Annotated in this window: 17 protein-coding genes; 16 read left to right on the forward strand and 1 reads right to left on the reverse strand. The window is 72.6% G+C overall.

Going from position 1 to position 18,935, the window contains the following annotated elements; translation table 11 throughout:
• Positions 1–99: 99 nt before the first annotated feature.
• The 10 genes from lepB (ACFRAR_RS09460) (at position 100) to ACFRAR_RS09505 (ending at position 9,896) form a co-directional block, all read left to right on the forward strand.
• Positions 100–879 (forward strand): signal peptidase I, encoded by a 780-nt coding sequence (gene lepB / locus ACFRAR_RS09460; RefSeq protein WP_380696571.1) that lies wholly within the window; start codon positions 100–102, stop codon positions 877–879.
• Positions 880–1,121: 242 nt separating this feature from the next.
• Positions 1,122–2,129 (forward strand): signal peptidase I, encoded by a 1,008-nt coding sequence (lepB, locus tag ACFRAR_RS09465; RefSeq protein WP_380696573.1) that lies wholly within the window; start codon positions 1,122–1,124, stop codon positions 2,127–2,129.
• 160 nt (positions 2,130–2,289) lie between these two features.
• Positions 2,290–3,042 carry a signal peptidase I gene (gene lepB, locus ACFRAR_RS09470; RefSeq protein WP_380696575.1) on the forward strand — a complete coding sequence of 251 codons (753 nt, stop codon included), beginning with the start codon at positions 2,290–2,292 and terminating at the stop codon, positions 3,040–3,042.
• A gap of 112 nt (positions 3,043–3,154) precedes the next feature.
• A complete protein-coding gene (locus tag ACFRAR_RS09475; RefSeq protein WP_380696577.1) occupies positions 3,155–3,628 on the forward strand; it encodes an NUDIX hydrolase in 474 nt (157 codons plus the stop codon).
• Positions 3,629–3,683: 55 nt separating this feature from the next.
• Entirely contained in the window at positions 3,684–4,010 is a 327-nt protein-coding gene (locus tag ACFRAR_RS09480; RefSeq protein WP_030056781.1) for a DUF2469 domain-containing protein, read from the forward strand.
• A gap of 168 nt (positions 4,011–4,178) precedes the next feature.
• Entirely contained in the window at positions 4,179–4,682 is a 504-nt protein-coding gene (locus ACFRAR_RS09485) for a YraN family protein (RefSeq protein ID WP_380696579.1), read from the forward strand.
• A gap of 1 nt (position 4,683) precedes the next feature.
• Entirely contained in the window at positions 4,684–6,399 is a 1,716-nt protein-coding gene (locus tag ACFRAR_RS09490; RefSeq protein WP_380696581.1) for a YifB family Mg chelatase-like AAA ATPase, read from the forward strand.
• On the forward strand, positions 6,396–7,604 hold the full coding sequence (gene dprA / locus ACFRAR_RS09495) for a DNA-processing protein DprA (RefSeq protein WP_380696583.1): 1,209 nt from the start codon (positions 6,396–6,398) through the stop codon (positions 7,602–7,604). The genes ACFRAR_RS09490 and dprA overlap by 4 nt, the downstream gene beginning before the upstream one ends.
• 337 nt (positions 7,605–7,941) lie before the next feature.
• Complete coding sequence (gene whiG / locus ACFRAR_RS09500) at positions 7,942–9,024, forward strand: RNA polymerase sigma factor WhiG (RefSeq protein WP_380696634.1); 1,083 nt, start codon at positions 7,942–7,944, stop codon at positions 9,022–9,024.
• Positions 9,025–9,311: 287 nt separating this feature from the next.
• Positions 9,312–9,896, forward strand: a complete 585-nt coding sequence (locus tag ACFRAR_RS09505; protein WP_380696636.1) for a TetR/AcrR family transcriptional regulator — start codon at positions 9,312–9,314, stop codon at positions 9,894–9,896.
• 46 nt (positions 9,897–9,942) lie between these two features.
• On the opposite strand, the gene ACFRAR_RS09510 is transcribed toward ACFRAR_RS09505, so the two are convergent.
• Entirely contained in the window at positions 9,943–10,629 is a 687-nt protein-coding gene (locus ACFRAR_RS09510; protein ID WP_380696585.1) for a peptidoglycan DD-metalloendopeptidase family protein, read from the reverse strand.
• A gap of 627 nt (positions 10,630–11,256) precedes the next feature.
• Between ACFRAR_RS09510 and rpsB the strand changes: the two genes are divergently transcribed.
• The 6 genes from rpsB to ACFRAR_RS09540 all read left to right on the forward strand — a co-directional run bounded on the left by rpsB (position 11,257) and on the right by ACFRAR_RS09540 (position 18,848).
• Positions 11,257–12,177, forward strand: a complete 921-nt coding sequence (gene rpsB / locus ACFRAR_RS09515; RefSeq protein ID WP_380696587.1) for a 30S ribosomal protein S2 — start codon at positions 11,257–11,259, stop codon at positions 12,175–12,177.
• 129 nt (positions 12,178–12,306) lie between these two features.
• Positions 12,307–13,146 (forward strand): translation elongation factor Ts, encoded by an 840-nt coding sequence (gene tsf / locus ACFRAR_RS09520; protein WP_380696589.1) that lies wholly within the window; start codon positions 12,307–12,309, stop codon positions 13,144–13,146.
• A gap of 261 nt (positions 13,147–13,407) precedes the next feature.
• Entirely contained in the window at positions 13,408–14,172 is a 765-nt protein-coding gene (gene pyrH, locus ACFRAR_RS09525) for a UMP kinase (RefSeq protein WP_030056790.1), read from the forward strand.
• A gap of 98 nt (positions 14,173–14,270) precedes the next feature.
• Positions 14,271–14,828 carry a ribosome recycling factor gene (frr, locus tag ACFRAR_RS09530; RefSeq protein ID WP_380696591.1) on the forward strand — a complete coding sequence of 186 codons (558 nt, stop codon included), beginning with the start codon at positions 14,271–14,273 and terminating at the stop codon, positions 14,826–14,828.
• 275 nt (positions 14,829–15,103) lie between these two features.
• Positions 15,104–16,327 (forward strand): phosphatidate cytidylyltransferase, encoded by a 1,224-nt coding sequence (locus ACFRAR_RS09535; RefSeq protein ID WP_380696638.1) that lies wholly within the window; start codon positions 15,104–15,106, stop codon positions 16,325–16,327.
• Positions 16,328–16,853: 526 nt separating this feature from the next.
• Entirely contained in the window at positions 16,854–18,848 is a 1,995-nt protein-coding gene (locus ACFRAR_RS09540) for a stealth conserved region 3 domain-containing protein (protein WP_380696593.1), read from the forward strand.
• The last annotated feature ends 87 nt before the right edge of the window (positions 18,849–18,935 follow it).

An 18,935-nucleotide genomic window follows, 5' to 3' on the forward strand; every position in this document is an offset into this window, starting at 1 on the left:
CCGGCGGGTGACGGGAACGGCGGGAGGCCGTCGGGACGCGGCCGGGCCGAGCGCCGGCGCAGTGCCCGCAAGGCGGCCCGTCGGCGCAGGCGTTCGCTGGTGCGCGAGGTGCCGCTGATCATCCTGGTGGCCCTGCTGGTGGCACTGGTGATGAAGACCTTCATGATCCAGGTGTTCGTGATCCCCTCCGGGTCGATGGAGCAGACCATCCGGATCGGGGACCGGGTGCTGGTGGACAAGCTGACCCCCTGGTTCGGCAGTGAGCCGCAGCGCGGCGACGTGGTGGTGTTCAAGGACCCGGGCGGCTGGCTGGAGCACGACCGCAAGCCGTCCCAGGACGGCCCGGTGCTGGGTGCCGCCAAGCAGGTGCTGACCTTCGTCGGACTGCTGCCCTCCGACAACGAGCAGGACCTCATCAAGCGGGTGATCGGCGTCGGTGGGGACACCGTCGAGTGCTGCGACGCACAGGGGCGCCTCAGCGTCAACGGCCGTCCGGTGGACGAGTCCTACCTCTCGCCAGGCAACCCGCCCTCCCGACAGACCTTCAAGATCCAGGTGCCGCAAGGGCGGTTGTGGGTCATGGGCGACCACCGGGACGTCTCCGCCGACTCCCGCTTCCACATGGGCAATCCTGGACAGGGGACGATTCCGGAGAGCGACGTGGTCGGCCGGGCGTTCGTGATCGCCTGGCCGCTGGACCGCTTCCATCAACTCGATGCTCCGAGTTCACTCTCCTCTCTTGCCAGGGCGTCGCAGGCCGATGGAACTGGCGTGGAGCCGGTGCCCGTTGGGCCGGTTCCTGTGGAACCCCCGCTCGTTATGGGTGTGTTGGGCATCCTTCCGCTCGTCGTTCGCCGGTCGGGTCGGCCTCCGGAGTGAGCCGCGCCGACCGCGGCCCGGTCGAGCCGCGCGTGTGGGACCGCGAGCCGGATGCCTTGGAGTGATAGAGAAGTGCAGGTGCGGCCGGGAGTGGTTCCGGTCGCGGGCCGAGGCTGTGGTGGTGTCAGGGGAGTCCGCGGTGGGCAGCCCTGAGGCGTTCACGGTCGTGGTGAGCGTGGTGCCCGCTGTGCGGCACTCTGAGCGCGGGCGCGCGGGCGTCCGCACAGCAGGGAGGAGACGTTGTGGGGGATTTGGTGATCGGCGCCCGCTCGGGCGCCGGAGAGCCCGAGGGCCCGGGCCGTCGGGCGGACCGGTCCGCCGAGTCCGCGGCCTCCTCGGCCTCGGCTGAGGACGCGGCGGCCCAGACCGCCGACGGGCGGAGCGGCGCCGGGTCGGAGGACCCGTCGGACTCCTCGCACGCGGGGCCCGAACCCGCGGACGGGACGGAGTCGGAGACTGCGCCCAAGCCTCGCAAGCAGCGCTCGTTCTGGAAGGAACTGCCGATCCTGGTCGGCATCGCGCTGGTCCTCGCGCTGGTGATCAAGACCTTCTTCGTCCAGGCGTTCTCCATTCCGTCGGAATCGATGCAGAACACGTTGCAGGTCGGCGACCGCGTCCTGGTGGACAAGCTGACCCCGTGGTTCGGGGCCGAGCCCGAGCGCGGCGAGGTCGTGGTGTTCCACGACCCGGGCGGCTGGCTGAACGACGAGCCGACCCAGCAGAGCAGCAACTCCCTCCTCCGCGGTGTGCAGGACGTACTGAGCTTCGTCGGCCTGATGCCCTCCGCCAACGAGAAGGACCTGATCAAGCGGGTCATCGCGGTCGGCGGGGACACCGTCGAGTGCGAGGGCGAGGGGCCGGTCAAGGTCAACGGCGTCGCGCTCGACGAGCCGTACGTCTACCAGGGCAACACCCCCTGCGGTGACCACCCCTTCGGGCCGGTCAAGGTGCCCAAGGACCGGATCTGGGTGATGGGCGACCACCGCGCCAACTCGCTGGACTCCCGCTTCCACATGGACCAGCCGGGCGGCGGCACCGTCCCGGTGGACAACGTGATCGGGCGAGCCTTCGTGGTGGCCTGGCCGGTCAACCACTGGTCCACGCTGCCGGTGCCGGACACCTTCGACCAGAAGGGCCTGGCGGCGGCCGCGCCGCTGGCGCCCCCCGTGGCCGGTGCGGTGGGGGCTGTCGCCCTTCTTCCGCTGGTGCGCCGGGTGCGGGGTCGGGCGGAGCGCCGCCAGGAGTCCTGAGTCCCACCGGATCGTGTTCCACCTGGTTGTCGCCGGCTCTTGCGCGGGCCGTGGTACCGACGAGTAATCTGCTCGGACGTGCCACGGCCCGTCGGCTTTTCCGCCCGTGCCTCCGGCGTGCCAGTGGTGTTCTCCGGTCGGCCAGAGGTGGACGGTGTCGATGAGCAGTGTCGTGGAGCAGGCGGCCGACCGGCCCGTCGCACCCGCCCGTGGCCGCCGGCCCGCCGCGGTGCTTCAGGGCGTCGCGCTGGCACTCGGACTGGTGCTGATGATCGGCGGCTTCGCCCTCATCGCGATCGACTACCGGCCGTACAACATCCCGACCGCCTCGATGCACCCGACGCTGCGCGCCGGGGACACCGTGCTCGCCCGCAAGGTCGACGGCAGCGGCATCGGGCGGGGTGACGTGGTGGTCTTCCGGGACCAGGCCTGGGGCGGCGAGCTCATGGTCAAGCGGGTGGTCGCGGTCGGCGGGGACACCGTCGCCACCACCGCCGGACCCGAACACCGGCTGACGGTCGACGGACAGCCGGTGGACGAGCCCTACCTCGCGACGCAGGGCCGCCAGGGCGATTCGTTCAGCGTGACCGTGCCGCAGGGCCGGCTGTTCCTCCTCGGCGACAACCGGGTGGGTTCGCTCGACTCCCGCACCCACCTGGAGGTCGACGGCGGGACCGTCCCGGCCGAGGCCGTCGAGGCCAGGGTCGAGGCCACCGTGCTGCCCTTCGGCCGGATGGGCCTGCTCGACCGGGTCACCGACTTCGACGGGTTCGCGGGCCCGAACGCATCGCGGCCCGGTCCGCTGGAGCCGGCCGCCTACGCCAGCGTCGCGGGCGCGGCGCTGATCGTCGTGACCTCGGCGGTGGGCGGGGTGGCCGGCCTGGCCCGCCGGTTCCGGGGGCGCAGTTCCTGAACGGGACCGTCGTCGGACGGGCCGCTCTGCCGAACATCGCCCCGGACGGCCGCGCCGGGTGGCAGGATCGGTAGCGCCACCGATGCGAACGGAAGGAGCGTGGAGCGCCGCCATGACAGCACAGCGCCGCAAGGCGGCGCGGATCCTGCTGCTGGACGGGCTGGACCGCATCCTCCTCTTCCGCGGAGCCGATCCGGCCGACCCGGGAGAGACGTGGTGGTTCACGCCCGGGGGCGGCTTGGAGGCGGGCGAGGGCGTGCGCGAGGCCGCGGAGCGGGAGCTCGCCGAGGAGACCGGCCTGCGGGGTGTGGACCTGGGGCCCTTGGTGGGGTACGGCACGGTGTCGTTCTCCTTTCGGGGACAGCGCTACGAACAGGAACAGTGGTTCCACCTGGCCCGGACCACGGAGACGGGGCTGGACCACTCGGGCATGGGTGAGGACGAGCACGCCCAGCTGCTCGCGGCGCGCTGGTGGACGGTCGAGGAACTGAGGGGGACCACCGAGACGGTCTATCCGGTCGGTCTGGCGGACTTCCTGGAGCGACTGTTGGCCGAGGGCCCGCCGGTGGATCCGGTACGGCTCTGACCGTGGGTGTGGTGGTCCACAATGGGTGGACGCGACAAGTTGAGGGGACGCCTGGATGAGTGCCGAAGATCTCGAGAAGTACGAGACCGAGATGGAGCTCAAGCTCTACCGGGAGTACCGGGACGTCGTCGGCCTGTTCAAGTACGTGATCGAGACCGAGCGACGGTTCTACCTCACCAACGACTACGAGTTGCAGGTGCACTCGGTCCAGGGCGAGGTGTTCTTCGAGGTGTCGATGGCGGATGCGTGGGTCTGGGACATGTACCGGCCGGCCCGGTTCGTCCGCAAGGTCCGGGTGCTGACCTTCAAGGACGTGAACATCGAGGAACTCGCGAAGAGCGATCTGGAGCTGCCCTCGGACGAGTCCGGCTTCGGGAACTGACGTTGGACGACTCCGTCCCGCGTTGTCCAGCCGAATTTCGCGGGAACGGGTCTTCTCACCCCTGCGGGTGACAAAAGTTGTCCACAGGCCCGAGTTATCCACAGGGAAAGGGAATTCCCGGGCCTCGTCGCGAACATTGGTGCAGCCTCCTCGGCGGAGGTGGTCACCATGCAGCACACCATCGTGCAGGACCAGGCCGTACCGGACACGGCCGCAGCCGGGGAGGCCTCGCGGGCGATCCCGGACCGCAGCACCAGGGCCGGGCTCGGCCGCTACGGGGAGCGGGTCGCCGCCCGCCGACTCACGGAGGCCGGGCTCCGCATCCTCGACCGCAACTGGCGCTGCGTCGAGGGCGAGCTGGACATCGTCGCCCTCGACGGCGACACCGTGGCGGTCTGCGAGGTGAAGACCCGCTCCGAGCGGGGTTTCCAGCAGCCCACCGAGGCCATCGACCAGACCAAGGCCGCCCGGCTGCAGCGCCTGGCCGAGCGCTGGATGGCCGAGCGCTGGCCCGGTCACTTCGCCCGGCTGGCCGGCCCCGACTACGACCCGGGGCCCAGCGATCCGCAATGGCCACCCGCTCCACCGGGCGGGGTGCGGATCGACCTGGTCGCGGTGGTCAACCGGACGCGGGGTGCGGCCCTGGTCGACCACCTGCGGGGGGTGGTCTGAGATGGCCTTCGCCCGTACCTGTTCCGTCGCGCTGGTGGGCGTCGACGGAGTGATCGTCGAGGTCCAGGCCGATCTGGAGCCCGGGGTGGCCGCGTTCACCCTGGTCGGCCTGCCCGACAAGGCGCTCACCGAAGCCCGCGACCGGGTCCGCGCCGCCGTCGTGAACAGCGGCGAGGCCTGGCCGCAGCGCAAGCTGACGGTCGGGCTGAGCCCGGCCTCGGTGCCCAAGAGCGGCAGCGGCTTCGACCTCGCGGTGGCCTGCGCCGTGCTCGCCGCCGCCGAGCGGCTCGACCCCTCCGCCATCGCCGACCTGCTGATCATCGGCGAGCTGGGGCTGGACGGCCGGGTGCGGCCGGTCAGAGGGGTCCTGCCGTCGGTGCTGGCCGCCGCCGACGCCGGGTACGAGCGGGTCGTGGTCGCCGAGCAGACCGCATCCGAGGCCTCGCTCGTCCCCGGGGTGACGGTGACCGGAGTCCGCAGTCTGCGTCAGCTCGTCGCCGATCTGACCGGAGAGAGGGCGCCGGAGGAGCCGCCCGACCCGATCGGCGGCCGGCCGGATCCGCTGATGGCGGGCCTGATGCTGCCCACCGCGGGCGTGCGCGGCCTGCCCGACGACAGGGCCGTCCGGCTGGACATGGCCGACGTGGCCGGCCAGTACGAGGCCCGGCGAGCCCTGGAGATCGCCGCCGCCGGAGGGCACCACCTCTACCTGAAGGGCCCGCCGGGTGCGGGCAAGACGATGCTGGCCGAGCGGCTGCCCGCGCTGCTCCCGCCGCTGACCCAGAAGGAGGCGCTGGAGGTCACCGCCGTCCACTCGGTGGCGGGCCTGCTTCCGGCCGGGCGCCCGCTGATCGACACCGCGCCCTACTGCTCCCCGCACCATTCCACGACGATGCCGGCGATCGTCGGCGGCGGCAGCGGCCTGCCGAGACCGGGAGCGGTCTCGCTGGCCCACCGGGGCGTGCTCTTCCTGGACGAGGCACCGGAGTTCCCGGTCCGGGTGCTCGACGCGCTGCGCCAGCCGCTGGAGTCGGGCGAGGTGGTGATCGCCCGCTCGGCCGGATCGCTGCGGCTCCCGGCCCGCTTCCTGCTCTGCCTGGCGGCGAACCCCTGTCCGTGCGGCCGGTACTCGCGGCGGGGCGAGGGTTGCGAGTGCACCCCGACCATGGTCAGCCGCTACCAGGGGCGGCTCTCCGGGCCGCTGCTGGACCGGGTCGACCTCCAGGTCCAGGTGGCCCCGGTGACCAGGATCGAACTCATGGAACGGGACACCACGGCGGAGACCACCGAGACCGTCGCGGCCCGGGTGCTGGCCGCGCGGGAGCGGGCGGCGGCCCGGCTGGCGAACACCCCGTGGCGGACCAACGCGGAGGTGCCGGGACACGAGCTGCGCACCCGCTGGCCGCTCGCGTCCGGGGCGCTCAACGACGTGGCGCGGCAGTTGGAGCGGGGGTTGCTGACGGCCCGGGGCCTGGACCGGGTGCTCCGGGTCGCCTGGACGGTCGCCGATCTCGCCGGGCGCGACCGGCCGGACCAGCGGGACTTGCGCACCGCTCTGGTCCTGCGCACCGGGGTGGAGCAAGGACTGCCGCTGACCGAACGGGTCTTCGGCCGGCTCGGCGGCATCCCGGGGCAACGCGGCGGTCCGGGAGTAGGCAGGTCGAAGAAGACCGAGGCCCGGCACGAGCCGCGCGAGATCCGGGAGGGTGAGGCATGAACCGACTGTCGGGGCGGCCCCGAGTCCCCGGTGCGGTCGAGACCGAGACCGAGACCGAGACCGTTGCCGATGCCAACGCCCAGCCCGATCCCGAGCGCCTCGCCCGGGTGCTGCTCGGCCGGCTCAGCGAACCGGGGGACGCGGTGGTCGGCCGGTGGCTCGCCCGACTCCCCGCCGTCGACGTGGTCCAGGCGATCCGGGCCGGAACGGTGCCCGACCACCCCGGGCTGGACTCCACCCGGCTGGCGGGGTACCAGGCACGGCTCCCGGGGCTGGATCCGTGGCTGGACCTGAAACGGGTACGGGACGGCGGTGGGCGGTTCATCATTCCGGGGGACACGGAATGGCCCAGCCAACTGGACGACCTGGGCGACGGGCGCCCGGTCGGGCTCTGGGTGACGGGCACCGGCTCGCTGCGGCTGCTCGCGCTCCGCTCGGTCGCGATGGTGGGTTCCCGGGCCTGCACGGCCTACGGCGCCCACGTCGCGGGGGAGCTGGCGGCCCAACTGGCCGAGCGCGGCTGGGTGGTGATCTCCGGTGCGGCCTACGGGATCGACGCGGCCGCGCACCGCGGGGCGCTCGCGGTCGGCGGGATGACCGCCGCCGTGCTGGCCTGCGGCGTCGACGTGGCCTACCCCAAGGGCAACGCCGAACTGATCCGGCGGATCGGCGTTCAGGGCCTGCTGATCAGTGAACTCCCGCCCGGGGAGCACCCGAACCGCTTCCGCTTCGTGCTGCGCAACCGGGTCATCGCGGCACTCACCCGGGGAACGGTGGTGGTCGAGGCGGCGGTGCGCAGCGGGGCCCTGAGCACGGCCAGACGGGCGCGGGACCTCAACCGCCACACCATGGGCGTGGCGGGCCCGGTGACTTCGGAGCTCTCCGCCGGGGTGCACGCCCTGATCCGCAGCGGTGGCGCCACCCTGGTCACCGACGCGGCCGAGATCACCGAGCTGATCGGGGCGATCGGGGACGACCTGGCACCGCAGCGCAGCGGCCCGGTGCTCCCGCGCGACCTGCTGGAACCGGCGGTGGCCCGGGTGCTGGAGGCCGTACCGGCGACGGCCGAGGGTGCGCCGGTCGAGCGGCTGGCCCGGCAGTCCGGGCTCCCGCCGGACGAAGTCCTACAACGGCTCTACGAGTTGGGCTCGCTCGGCTTCGTGGAGCGGCACGGCGCGCACTGGCGCGTGGTGCGGAGGAGGTGAGCGCGCGGGAACGGAGAACACCTTGGCGCCGAGGGAACGCGCATCGGATCCGCTCGACTGACCTGCTGATCCGGTTCTTCCGATCGTTGCCCGGATCCGGGGCACCATCGCCACCGGATCGGGGGACGACCGAGTGGCGGTAGCGCTTCGCAGCGAGTTGGTCACGCTACGCTCCACATGCCTTCCCTATCAGCACATGACTCGGCAGAACGGCGCAGACCCACGCATGCCCACACACATTCCCGGACACAGGGTGACCGGTGGCACTCGGTCCTCGGGAGTGCCGCGGACCGAGCGGCGCCCCGCGCCCGACTTCCCGGCCAAGTCGGCGGGGACGATGGGAGGCCTGTCACGCCAGGGCGGTCGGTCGACGGTGGTGCCAGGCCAGCCGGCGGAGGCGGCTCGGGGTGCCGAGACGGCCCAGGGGGCCGACCCGGCCGGCAGCGTCGGGGCGCCCGCCTCCGCGCCCGCCGATGCGCCCCCCGGCGTGGGCGTGGCCGGTGCGCCCTGTCCGGCCGGAAACACGCCGGCCTCGGGCATCGCCCCCCGGGCCCCGGGTGCCGCCTCCCCGACGTTCGGCCCGTCGGTCTCCCCGCTCCGCCGGGAGCGGGGAGCGGCCGACGACCAGGGGCAGGACGCCCGGGAGGCCGCGGTCCAGGGGCGCACCGCGCTGGAAGAGCTCTGGCGCTCCTACAAGGTGACCGGAGACCAACGGCTGCGGGAGCAGCTGATCCTGCACTACTCACCGCTCGTCAAGTACGTGGCGGGCCGGGTCGGGGTCGGTCTGCCCTCCAACGTCGAGCAGGCGGACTTCGTCTCCTCGGGGGTCTTCGGGCTGATCGACGCGATCGAGAAGTTCGACATCGACCGCGCCATCAAGTTCGAGACCTACGCGATCAGCCGCATCCGCGGCGCGATCATCGACGAGCTGCGCGCCCTGGACTGGATCCCGCGTTCGGTGCGGCAGAAGGCGAAGGCGGTCGAGCGGACGTACGCCACGCTGGAGGCCCGGCTGCGCCGGACACCGCACGAGCCCGAGGTCGCGGCCGAGATGGGCATCGCGATCGAGGACCTGCACGCCATCTTCAGCCAGCTGTCGCTCGCCAACGTGGTGGCGCTGGACGAACTGCTCCACCCGGTGGGGGAGGGCGGCGACCGGCTGAGCCTGATGGACACCCTGGAGGACCACGGCGCGGACAACCCGGTCGAGGTGGCCGAGGACAGGGAGCTGCGCCGACTGCTGGCCCAGGCGGTGAACACCCTCCCCGAGCGGGAGAAGACGGTGGTGACGCTCTACTACTACGAGGGACTCACCCTCGCCGAGATCGGACAGGTGCTGGGGGTGACGGAGAGTCGGGTGAGTCAGATCCACACCAAGTCCGTCCTCCAGCTGCGCGCCAAGCTGTCGGACATCCGATAGGGCGCCCAGGGCGTCGGGATCTCCGACCGCCGTGGGCCGGCGGTCGGGAGCGAAGGGCCCAGTCCACCGGCCGTCCTGCACCCCCGTCCGATACGCCCACCCCTTTCCACGGACGCGCCGGCGCCTACCCGCTGGCACACCTGCGGACACGCCTGTGGGCGCACCTGTGGACACGCCCGCGGACACGCCTGCGGGCACACCCGTGCCGCCGGCTGATGCGCGGCGCCGTTTCGGCCGCAAGTAGGGCTCCGTACAGTGGGAGCGTGCCGAAGATCCGAGCGGCCACGGTGGCCGAGCATCGCCAGCTCCAGCGGGCAGCCCTCCTCGATGCTGCCCGCATCCTGCTCACCGAGGGCGGTATGGAGGCGCTGACCTTCCCCGCGCTCGCGGCGCGCACCGGGCTGGCGCGCTCCTCGGTCTACGAGTACTTCCGCTCCCGTGCCGCCGTGGTCGAGGCGCTCTGCGAGGTGGACTTCCCGCTCTGGGCGGCCGAGATCGAGGCCGGGATGGAGAGCTGCGACACCGCGGTCGAGCGGATCGAGGCCTACGTCCGGGGTCAGCTGGTGCTGGCCGCCGACCCCCGGCACCGCGCGGTCGTGGCGATCTCGGCGCTGGAGCTCGACGAGGCCGCGCGCGAGCGGATCAGGTCGGCGCACGGCAGGCTGGCCGGTCTGGTCGGGCGGACGCTGGAGGACCTCGGCCACGAGCAGCCCCGGCTCGCCGCGGCCCTGGTGCAGGGCGTCGTCGAAGCGGCGACCCGCCGGGCCGAGCAGGCCGCGGCCGGGGGCCGCGGCGGCTGTGCGACCGAGAGCCCCGAGGAGATCGCCGACGCGGCCGTCGCGCTGGTGCTGCACGGGCTGGGCCGGGCCTGAGCCCGACCCCGGCCCGCCGTCGGGCAGGGGTGCGCGGCGGGGTGTCCTACCCGCCCGGGCCGTCCAGCGGCAGAAGCCGTACGGTGCCTGCGCCGAACAGGGCCAGCGGGTCCAGGTAGCGGTTCCCGCGCAGCAGTCCCCAGTGCAGGCAGTCCCGCCCGGGGCAGTGCCGGCCGTCCGGGGCGAGCTGTCCGATGACCTGTCCGGCGGCCACGGCGGTGCCGACCGGGACGGTGCCGGTGACGGGGAGGTAGGTGGTCCGGAGCGGGGGAGAGCCCGAGCCCGGGTGGGAGACGGCCACCACCGGCCGTCCCGCCACGAGCCCGGAGAACACGACCAGCCCCGGTGCGGCCGCCCGTACCCGCGCCCCGGCGTCGGCGGCGAGGTCCACGCCCCGGTGCCCGGCGGCCCAGGGTTTCGCCGGCGGCTCGAAGCGGCCCAGCACTCCGCCGCGCCCGCCCACCGGCCAGGCCCGCGCACCACCCCGCCCGACCCCGCCATCCGCACTCGACACCCCGCCCGGACCCGGGACCCCGGCCACCCCGTTGCCCCCCGAAGCCGCAGAGGCGGTCGACGTTCCGAGCGGCACCGCTACCGCCATCACCCCCGCCGCCATCACCGCCATCACCACCATCACCACCACCATCACCCCCGCCACCGCCACGGACGGCGCCCCGGGCGCCCGCCGCCCGTCGTCCCGGACCACCCCACCGAACCACCCGCGACCAGTCATGCCCGAAGGCTCGCCGCCCGGCCGCCCCCGCACCACCCACATCCGGATTCCTGTGGACAAACCGCCCCCGCACCGGATCGCCATCCCCTTGACGGGTGTACGGGCGCCGCCATCCGGTGTACAAACGGCATACCGGCGACGGACCCGGGCAGGCACCCGACCGGCTCTGCCCCCGGCCCGCCCCGGCCGTCGCCCGGCCTCCCGGCCCCGCCCCGACTCCGCCGCAGGCCGCCCGACTCCGCCACGGAGCCCCGCCGGACCCGCCCGTCCTGGCCGTTTCCCAGGAGCTTCCCGGGTCGCCGCCGGGCCCCCGGCCACGCGTGGAGTCGCCCGCCCCTCGGCGCTTCCCGTACACTTCACACGCGACCCGGTCTGCCGGGTCGACTTCGCACGCCCCGCCACCGGTGGTCTGACGCGGTTCCTCCGCGGCCCCGCCAGGTGCGAGTGCCGCTCGGTCCGCCGAGCCCGACCGGCCCCTGGCCGGGCGGGTGGAAGCGGCTCGGCACGTTCGGGGCGTCAGGCGTGGCTGTCACCTGGCCGCCACGGACAAACCGAGCCTGACCCGGCTGTGGGCGATCGCTGCGACGCAGTGCCGCCGCCGGGCCGTAACACCAAGGAGCACGGCACATGGCCGTCGTCACGATGCGGGAGCTGCTGGAGAGCGGCGTCCACTTCGGTCACCAGACCCGCCGCTGGAACCCGAAGATGAAGCGCTTCATCATCACCGAGCGCAACGGCATCTACATCATCGACCTCCTGCAGTCGCTGAACTACATCGACCGCGCCTTCGAGTTCATCAAGGAGACCGTTGCCCACGGCGGCAGCGTCCTCTTCGTCGGCACGAAGAAGCAGGCCCAGGAGGCCATCGCCGAGCAGGCCACCCGCGTGGGCATGCCCTACGTGAACCAGCGCTGGCTCGGCGGCATGCTGACCAACTTCTCGACCGTCTACAAGCGCCTTCAGCGCCTGAAGGAGCTCGGCGAGCTGGACTTCTCGGACGTGGCCGGCTCCGGCCTCACCAAGAAGGAGCTCCTGGTCCTCCAGCGCGAGCACGACAAGCTGGAGAAGACCCTCGGCGGTATCCGCGACATGCAGCGCGTTCCCAGCGCTGTCTGGATCGTGGACACCAAGAAGGAGCACATCGCGGTCGGCGAGGCCCGGAAGCTGAACATCCCGGTCGTCGCCATCCTCGACACCAACTGTGACCCCGACGAGGTCGACTACAAGATCCCGGGCAACGACGACGCGATCCGCTCCGTCACCCTGCTGACCCGCGTGATCGCCGACGCCGTGGCCGAGGGCCTGAAGTCCCGCGCCGGTGTCGCCAAGGGCGACGCCAAGGCCGAGCCGGGTGCCGACCAGCCGCTGGCTGCCTGGGAGAAGGACCTCCTCGAGGGCGAGAAGAAGGCTGAGGAGGCCCCCGCCGCCGAGGCCGCTGCCGAGGCCCCCGTCGCCGAGGCCCCCGTCGCCGAGGCTCCCGCTGCCGAGGCTCCCGCTGCCGAGGCTCCCGCCGCCGAGGCCACCGAGGCGCCGGCCGAGCAGGCCTGACGTACCAAGGGTGAGGGGCACCCGCCGATACGAAGCCGGCAGGTGCCCCTCTCTCCCGCGCCGGGACCGAACCACCGGTCCCGGCGCTACTCCACGCAGACACGCGAGACGCGAGAAGAGATTCACACCATGGCGAACTTCACCGCCGCGGACGTCAAGAAGCTCCGTGAGCTCACCGGCGCCGGCATGATGGACTGCAAGAAGGCCCTGGACGAGGCCGAGGGCAACGTCGAGAAGGCCGTCGAGCTTCTGCGCATCAAGGGCCAGAAGGGCGTTGCCAAGCGCGAGGGCCGTGACGCCTCCAACGGCGCCGTCGCCGCGCTGATCGCCGAAGACAAGAAGTCCGGCGTCCTGGTCGAGCTGAACTGCGAGACCGACTTCGTCGCCAAGGGCGAGAAGTTCGTCGAGGTCGCCGACGCGATCGCCGCCCACGTCGCCAAGTCGGCCCCGGCCGACCTGGAGGCCGCCCTGGCGTCCGAGATCGAGGCCGGCAAGACCGTCCAGCAGTTCGTCGACGAGGCCAACGCGACCCTGGGCGAGAAGATCGTCTTCCGTCGCTTCGCCCGCTTCGCCGGTGACGGCTTCGTCGCGGTCTACCTGCACAAGACCAGCCCCGACCTGCCGCCGGCCGTCGGTGTCCTGGTCGAGCTGGACAAGGAGAACGCCGAGGTCGCCAAGGACGTCGCGCAGCACATCGCCGCCTTCGCCCCGAAGTACCTCTCCCGCGAGCAGATCCCGGCCGAGGCCCTCGAGAACGAGCGCCGCGTCGCCGAGGCCACCGCCCGCGAGGAGGGCAAGCCGGAGGCTGCCCTGCCGAAGATCGTCGAGGGTCGCGTCACCGGCTTCGTGAAGGAGAACTCCGTCCTGGAGCAGGCCTTCGCGAAGGACAACAAGAAGACCGTCCAGAAGGTCCTCGACGAGGCCGGCGTCACCCTCAAGGGCTTCGCCCGCTTCCGCGTCGGCGCCTGAGCCACGTTCCACCGGGTTCCCGGCCCCTCTAGGCTGGGAACCGCCCCCGCCCGCTGACCCGGGCGGGAGGACCGCCGAACGGGCTCACCCCGCACCCACCGTCAACGGGCGGGCTCGCGTCGGCACCATGAACGACGAGGAGGCCATTGCCGTGCAGGACACCGAACCGGTTCCCGCGGCAGTGGCCTCCTCGCGTGTACGCGCAGGCGGGGATTCCGCAAACCCGCGCCTGTGACCAGTAGGTGCAAAAAGGAGAAGTCCATGCAGGAGACGCAGGAGACCGCGCAGGACCCCAAGGCCGGCTCGCGCCGCCGGGTGCTGCTCAAGCTGTCCGGTGAAGCCTTCGCCGGTGGCGGCGGGCTCGGCGTCGACCCGGATGTCGTGCACGCGATCGCCCGTGAGATCGCCACGGTCGTCCGCGCCGGTACCGAGGTCGCGGTGGTCATCGGCGGCGGCAACTTCTTCCGGGGGGCCGAGCTGCAGGTCCGCGGCATGGACCGGGCCCGCTCCGACTACATGGGCATGCTCGGCACCGTCATGAACTGCCTCGCGCTCCAGGACTTCCTGGTCAAGGAGGGCATCGAGACCCGGGTCCAGACCGCCATCACCATGGGCCAGGTCGCCGAGCCGTACCTGCCGCTGCGGGCCGTCCGGCACCTGGAGAAGGGCCGCGTGGTGATCTTCGGCGCCGGTATGGGCATGCCGTACTTCTCCACCGACACCACGGCCGTCCAGCGTGCCCTGGAGATCCACGCCGACGTCCTGCTGATGGGCAAGAACGGCGTGGACGGCGTCTACGACTCCGACCCGCGCACCAACCCGGACGCGGTCAAGTTCGACGCCCTGGAGTACTCCGAGGTCATCGCGCGAGACCTCAAGGTGGCCGACCTCACCGCGATCACGCTGTGCAAGGACAACAACCTTCCGATGCTGGTCTTCGAACTGCTGGCGGAGGGCAATATCGCACGTGCGGTGAAGAGTGAGAAGATCGGCACACTCATCAGCCAGGATTCTGTCCGGGCCTGAGCAGCAACCAGCCGTACCGGACGGCGCCGACGCCGTGACCGGCCACCGCGCCGGGACCGGTCGGAACAACAGCAGATGAACCGGACAGGGAGACCACAGTGATCGAAGAGACCCTCCTCGAGGCCGAGGAGAAGATGGAGAAGGCCGTCAGCGTCGCCAAGGACGACCTCGCGGCCATCCGCACCGGCCGTGCGCACCCGGCGATGTTCGCCAAGATCGTCGCCGAGTACTACGGCGCCATCACGCCGATCAACCAGCTGGCCTCGTTCTCGGTGCCGGAGCCGCGGATGGCGGTCGTCTCGCCGTTCGACAAGACCGCGCTGAAGGCCATCGAGCAGGCGATCCGCGACTCCGACCTGGGTGTCAACCCGTCCAACGACGGCTCGATCATCCGCGTGGTGCTGCCCGAGCTGACCGAGGAGCGTCGCCGGGAGTTCATCAAGATCGCCCGTCACAAGGGCGAGGACGCCAAGGTCTCGATCCGCGCCGTGCGCCGCAAGGCCAAGGACGCCATCGACAAGCTGGTGAAGGACGGCGAGGTCGGCGAGGACGACGGCCGCCGCGGCGAGAAGGAGCTCGACGACACCACGGCCAAGTACGTGGCCATGGTCGACGAGCTGCTGAAGCACAAGGAAGCCGAGCTGCTCGAGGTCTGATGAACGACGCCCCTGACGCCCCCGGCTACTGGGGCCCGTCCGACCAGCAGTTCCAGCCCTACCGTCCGGCGCCGCAGCCGCAGGCCGCCCGTACCCCGGCCCATCCGGTGCCGGGGTACGGCGAGCAGCAGGCCCAGGGACACCCCGGCCACGGTGGCGGCCAGGCCGTGCCCCCGGGCACGCCGGGTGTCGGCCCGGGGGCGCCGGGCCTCCGTTCGGATCAGTCGCAGCAGCCTCCGGTGTACTGGGGCGGCGACGCGGAGGAGACTCAGGTCATGCCTCCCGTACCGGCCGACCCCGGCCCGCCGCCCGGCACGCCCGATCCCGGTCGGGCGGCCGCACGCGGCAGGCGCGCGGCCCCCGGGCGGCCCGCCGCCGGTGGACCGGCCGACCCCGCGGAGGGGCAGGCCAGGGAGTCCGGCCGGCTGAGCGGCCCGTTGTTCCGGGACGAGCAGTCCCAACCGGCGCCGCCGGGCGTGACGGAGACCGTCGTGCTGCGCGCGATATCCGACGACGCCACCCCCGCCCCCGGTCACGGCGCCATGCCGCACCCGGGGGCACCGGTGCATCCCGCGCCGCCGGCGAACCACCTGGCGGCCGGGCAGCCCCGCTTCGTGCCGTCGTCCCACCCAGGGCAGGAGACACCCGTGGCCGCCCAGCCCGCCCCGCAGCCGCAGCCGCGCAAGCAGCGCGGCGGCCGTAACCTCCAGGCCGCCATAGGCGTGGGCGTCGGCCTCGGCGCGGTGATCGTCGCTTCGCTGTTCGTGGTGAAGGCGCTGTTCCTGGTCGTCGTGATGGCCGCGGTGGCGGTCGGCGTCTGGGAGCTGACCAGCCGGCTCGCCGAGCGCAAGCAGATCAAGGCGCCGCTGGTCCCGCTGGTGGTGGGTGGCGTCGCGATGGTGGCCACCGGCTACTGGGCGGGCATCCAGTGGGCGGCGGCCTCGCTCGCGCTGACCGGCCTGGCGGTGATGGTCTGGCGGATGGCCGAGCCGCCGGAGGACTACCTGCGGGACATAACGGCGGGCGTGTTCACCGCCTTCTACGTCCCGTTCCTGGCCACCTTCGTGGCGATGATGCTGGCGGCCGGCGACGGTCCCCAGCGGATCGTGCTCTTCCTCATCGTGACGATCTGCAGCGACACCGGCGCCTACGCGGTGGGCTACAAGTTCGGGAAGACCAAGCTGGCCCCGACGATCAGCCCGGGCAAGACCCGTGAGGGCCTGGCCGGCGGCATCGCGCTCTCGATGCTGGCGGGCGCGCTGCTGATGGAGCTGATCATCGACGGCGGCAGCTGGTGGCAGGGCCTGATCCTGGGCGGCTGCGCGGCGGTCACCGCGACCCTGGGCGACCTGGGCGAGTCGATGATCAAGCGTGATCTCGGGATCAAGGACATGGGCACGCTGCTGCCCGGCCACGGCGGCATCATGGACCGGCTGGACTCGCTGCTGCCGACCGCCCCGGTGGTCTGGCTGCTGCTGGCGGCCTTCGTCGGGAGCTGACCCGCACGTACCCAGGCAGGGCCCCGGACGCCAGGCGTCCGGGGCCCTGTCCCGTACCGTCCCCGGGCCCGATGGCGATTCACCGCAATCCGCAATTCCAGGGTGAATAGGCCCCACCGTCCCCCGAAAACGAGCACTTGATTCGAGCGGAAGAGGCGATCGCGGTCCCCGGTGAGTCCACGGCCGGGAACCGGTGGGTCAATGCTCGGTAAGGTGCCGGCAATGCGCCTGGCACTTACGCAAATCCCCGGCGGGCCAGGACGGCGTGCGGCGGGAACCGGCGCGGGCCGCGGGTCGGCGGATACCCGCTGGTCCAAGGCGCCCGGGCCCAAATGGACGCCTGATCGTTACCGGAACTCGACTAAATATTCTCACGGTCGCATACGATCTCCCGCAGTGCGACGGGTCTCGCGCCGTGGCGGTGCGGCTCTGCGGCGAGGGAAAGTCGGCGGAATCGGACTTTCGGACACAACGCGCTTCCTTTCCCTCATTCCACGGTTTTCCCCCACCCCCACCTGGAGTTCCCGTGCCCGTCCGCCCGGCCCGTCTCGCCACCGCGATGCGCCCGCTCGCCGCACTGGCGCGCCGTCGCCGGCCCTTCGGGGGGCGGAGCGGCCGGGGCAAGAGGGCGCCGGAGGTCGTGGAGGTGCCGCCGACCCCGATCGAGCGGCTGACCCTGGCGCGTTCGGCCCGCGAGGACGAGCTGATCGAGGCCCTCACCGGGGTGACCCGCTGCGGTGACGTCCTGGCGGAGCCGCATCGCCAGCTCCTGCCGGGGCAGCGCCGGGACGGCAACCTGGCCGAGGTGGCCGAGGTGCTGGACGCGGCGGGCCTCGCACACGGCATCGTGCCCGACCGGCACCCGCGCCACCGGCTCGCGATATCCCCCGGTGACCGGGCGGCCGTGCTGGAGGCGCTGTCCGCCACGTTCGCCGGGCAGGCCGTGTACGCGGACCTGCTGGAGCACGGGCGCACCCTCGGCACCGTCCTGGCCGAGCAGCTGCCCGCCGCGGTGGCTCTGATGGAGGTCCCCGAGAGCACTCCGGACGACGAGCCGGCCGGCGAACCGATCGACGAGCCGGCCGGGGACGCCGCACCGGAGCGGAGCGACGCGTCGGACGAGGACGGTTCCCCGGAGGAGGAGCCCTGGCCCGCGGACCGGGTCAAGGGCGTGCGGATCTACCGGCCCGCGGCGATCGGAGCCCTGCTGTACGGCGCCGAGACCGGCTGCGACATCGAGTTCTGGGACTCCGCCGCGCCGTCCCCGGGCGCGATCGCCTCGATCGACGAGACCCCGCTCGGCTGGTGGGTGCCCTCGCTGGAGGCCACCGCGACGAAGACCGTCGACGGGCGGGCCTACCCGCTGCTCGACGTCTTCGCCACCGACCTGCCGGACCAGGTCACGTTCCCCGTCGACGCCGTGATCACCTGGGTCGACGACGCCGATCCGGCCTGGCAGGAGCGCCGGGCCGCCGCCCGGGCCCGGCTCGCCCACACCGCGGCCCCGATCGCCGCGGAGGACGGCGTCGCCGACAGCGGCATCGCGGGCGACGCCGACCAGCGCTTCCGCAATCGCGACGAGCTCCGCTACTGCCTGCGCGCGATCTCCGCCCACGCGCCCTGGATCCGCCACGTGTACCTGGTCACCGACGACCAGGTGCCGCACTGGCTGGACACCGAGGCGCCGGGCCTGACCGTCGTCCCGCACCGCGACCTGTTCGCCGGGGCCGGTGTGGGGCCGGTGTTCAACTCCCACGCCATCGAGAGCCGGCTGCACCTGGTCCCCGGACTCGCCGAGCACTTCCTGTACCTGAACGACGACGTCTTCCTCGGCCGCACCCTCGTGCCGGAGGACTTCTTCCTCGGCAACGGCCTGCCCCGCTACTTCCCCGACGGCCGGGTCGTCCCGCCCGGCGCCGCCGTGGCCGACGACTCGGTCTACGTCGCCGCGCTGAAGAACACCCGAGCCACCCTGGCCGCCTCCGTCGGCAAGACCTACCCCCGCACCCTCAAGCACACCCCGCACCCGCTGCGGCGCAGTGTGCTGGCCGAGAGCGCGGAGAAGTTCGCGGACGAGCTGAAGGGCACGGTCGGTTCGGCCTTCCGGGCCGCCACCGACCTGGCGCCGGTCACCCTGGCCGTCCACTACGCCCACGCGACCGCCCGTTCCGTGGAGGGGCAGCTCTCCGACGGTTACTTCGTCACCGACAGCACCGAGGACCTGGCCCGGCTCGCGGAGCTGCGGGAGGAGCGCTGGGCGGACTGCTTCTGCCTCGCCGACGGGACCCAGGACCAGTTGTCCCCGCAGGAGCAGGAGGAAGCCGTCACCGGATTCCTGCGGGCCTACTTCCCGGTCCCGTCCCCGTTCGAGAGCGCCGAGTCCATCGCGGCCGCCGAGGCCGCCGAGGCCGCTGCGGCAGCAGCCGAGGCCGCCGCGAGGGCCGCCGAGACCGCGGAGAGCGGAACGGCCGGCCCCGCCGGCCCGGAGGCCCACGGATCCGCCGCCGCCGAAGGGAAGTGAGCGGCCCACCCCGCTCGCCGGGCCACCGCCCGGGGCCGCCCGCGTCCCGTGCACGGCCGCCGGTGTCAACCCCGCGCTGACTAGGTG

The organism is Kitasatospora sp. NPDC056651 (assembly GCF_042792155.1).
Lineage (GTDB): Bacteria > Actinomycetota > Actinomycetes > Streptomycetales > Streptomycetaceae > Kitasatospora.

Excerpts from the sequence above, each read along its gene's own strand:
- tsf (WP_380696589.1), top strand. The coding sequence starts at position 12,307 with ATGGCGAACTTCACCGCCGCGGACGTCAAGAAGCTCCGTGAGCTCACC.
- ACFRAR_RS09490 (WP_380696581.1), top strand. The coding sequence starts at position 4,684 with ATGGCCTTCGCCCGTACCTGTTCCGTCGCGCTGGTGGGCGTCGACGGA.
- ACFRAR_RS09480 (WP_030056781.1), top strand. The coding sequence starts at position 3,684 with ATGAGTGCCGAAGATCTCGAGAAGTACGAGACCGAGATGGAGCTCAAG.
- lepB (WP_380696575.1), top strand. The coding sequence starts at position 2,290 with ATGAGCAGTGTCGTGGAGCAGGCGGCCGACCGGCCCGTCGCACCCGCC.
- ACFRAR_RS09485 (WP_380696579.1), top strand. The coding sequence starts at position 4,179 with ATGCAGCACACCATCGTGCAGGACCAGGCCGTACCGGACACGGCCGCA.
- ACFRAR_RS09535 (WP_380696638.1), top strand. The coding sequence starts at position 15,104 with ATGCCTCCCGTACCGGCCGACCCCGGCCCGCCGCCCGGCACGCCCGAT.
- dprA (WP_380696583.1), top strand. The coding sequence starts at position 6,396 with ATGAACCGACTGTCGGGGCGGCCCCGAGTCCCCGGTGCGGTCGAGACC.
- pyrH (WP_030056790.1), top strand. The coding sequence starts at position 13,408 with ATGCAGGAGACGCAGGAGACCGCGCAGGACCCCAAGGCCGGCTCGCGC.
- ACFRAR_RS09510 (WP_380696585.1), bottom strand. The coding sequence starts at position 10,629 with ATGACTGGTCGCGGGTGGTTCGGTGGGGTGGTCCGGGACGACGGGCGG.
- whiG (WP_380696634.1), top strand. The coding sequence starts at position 7,942 with ATGGGAGGCCTGTCACGCCAGGGCGGTCGGTCGACGGTGGTGCCAGGC.
- ACFRAR_RS09475 (WP_380696577.1), top strand. The coding sequence starts at position 3,155 with ATGACAGCACAGCGCCGCAAGGCGGCGCGGATCCTGCTGCTGGACGGG.
- rpsB (WP_380696587.1), top strand. The coding sequence starts at position 11,257 with ATGGCCGTCGTCACGATGCGGGAGCTGCTGGAGAGCGGCGTCCACTTC.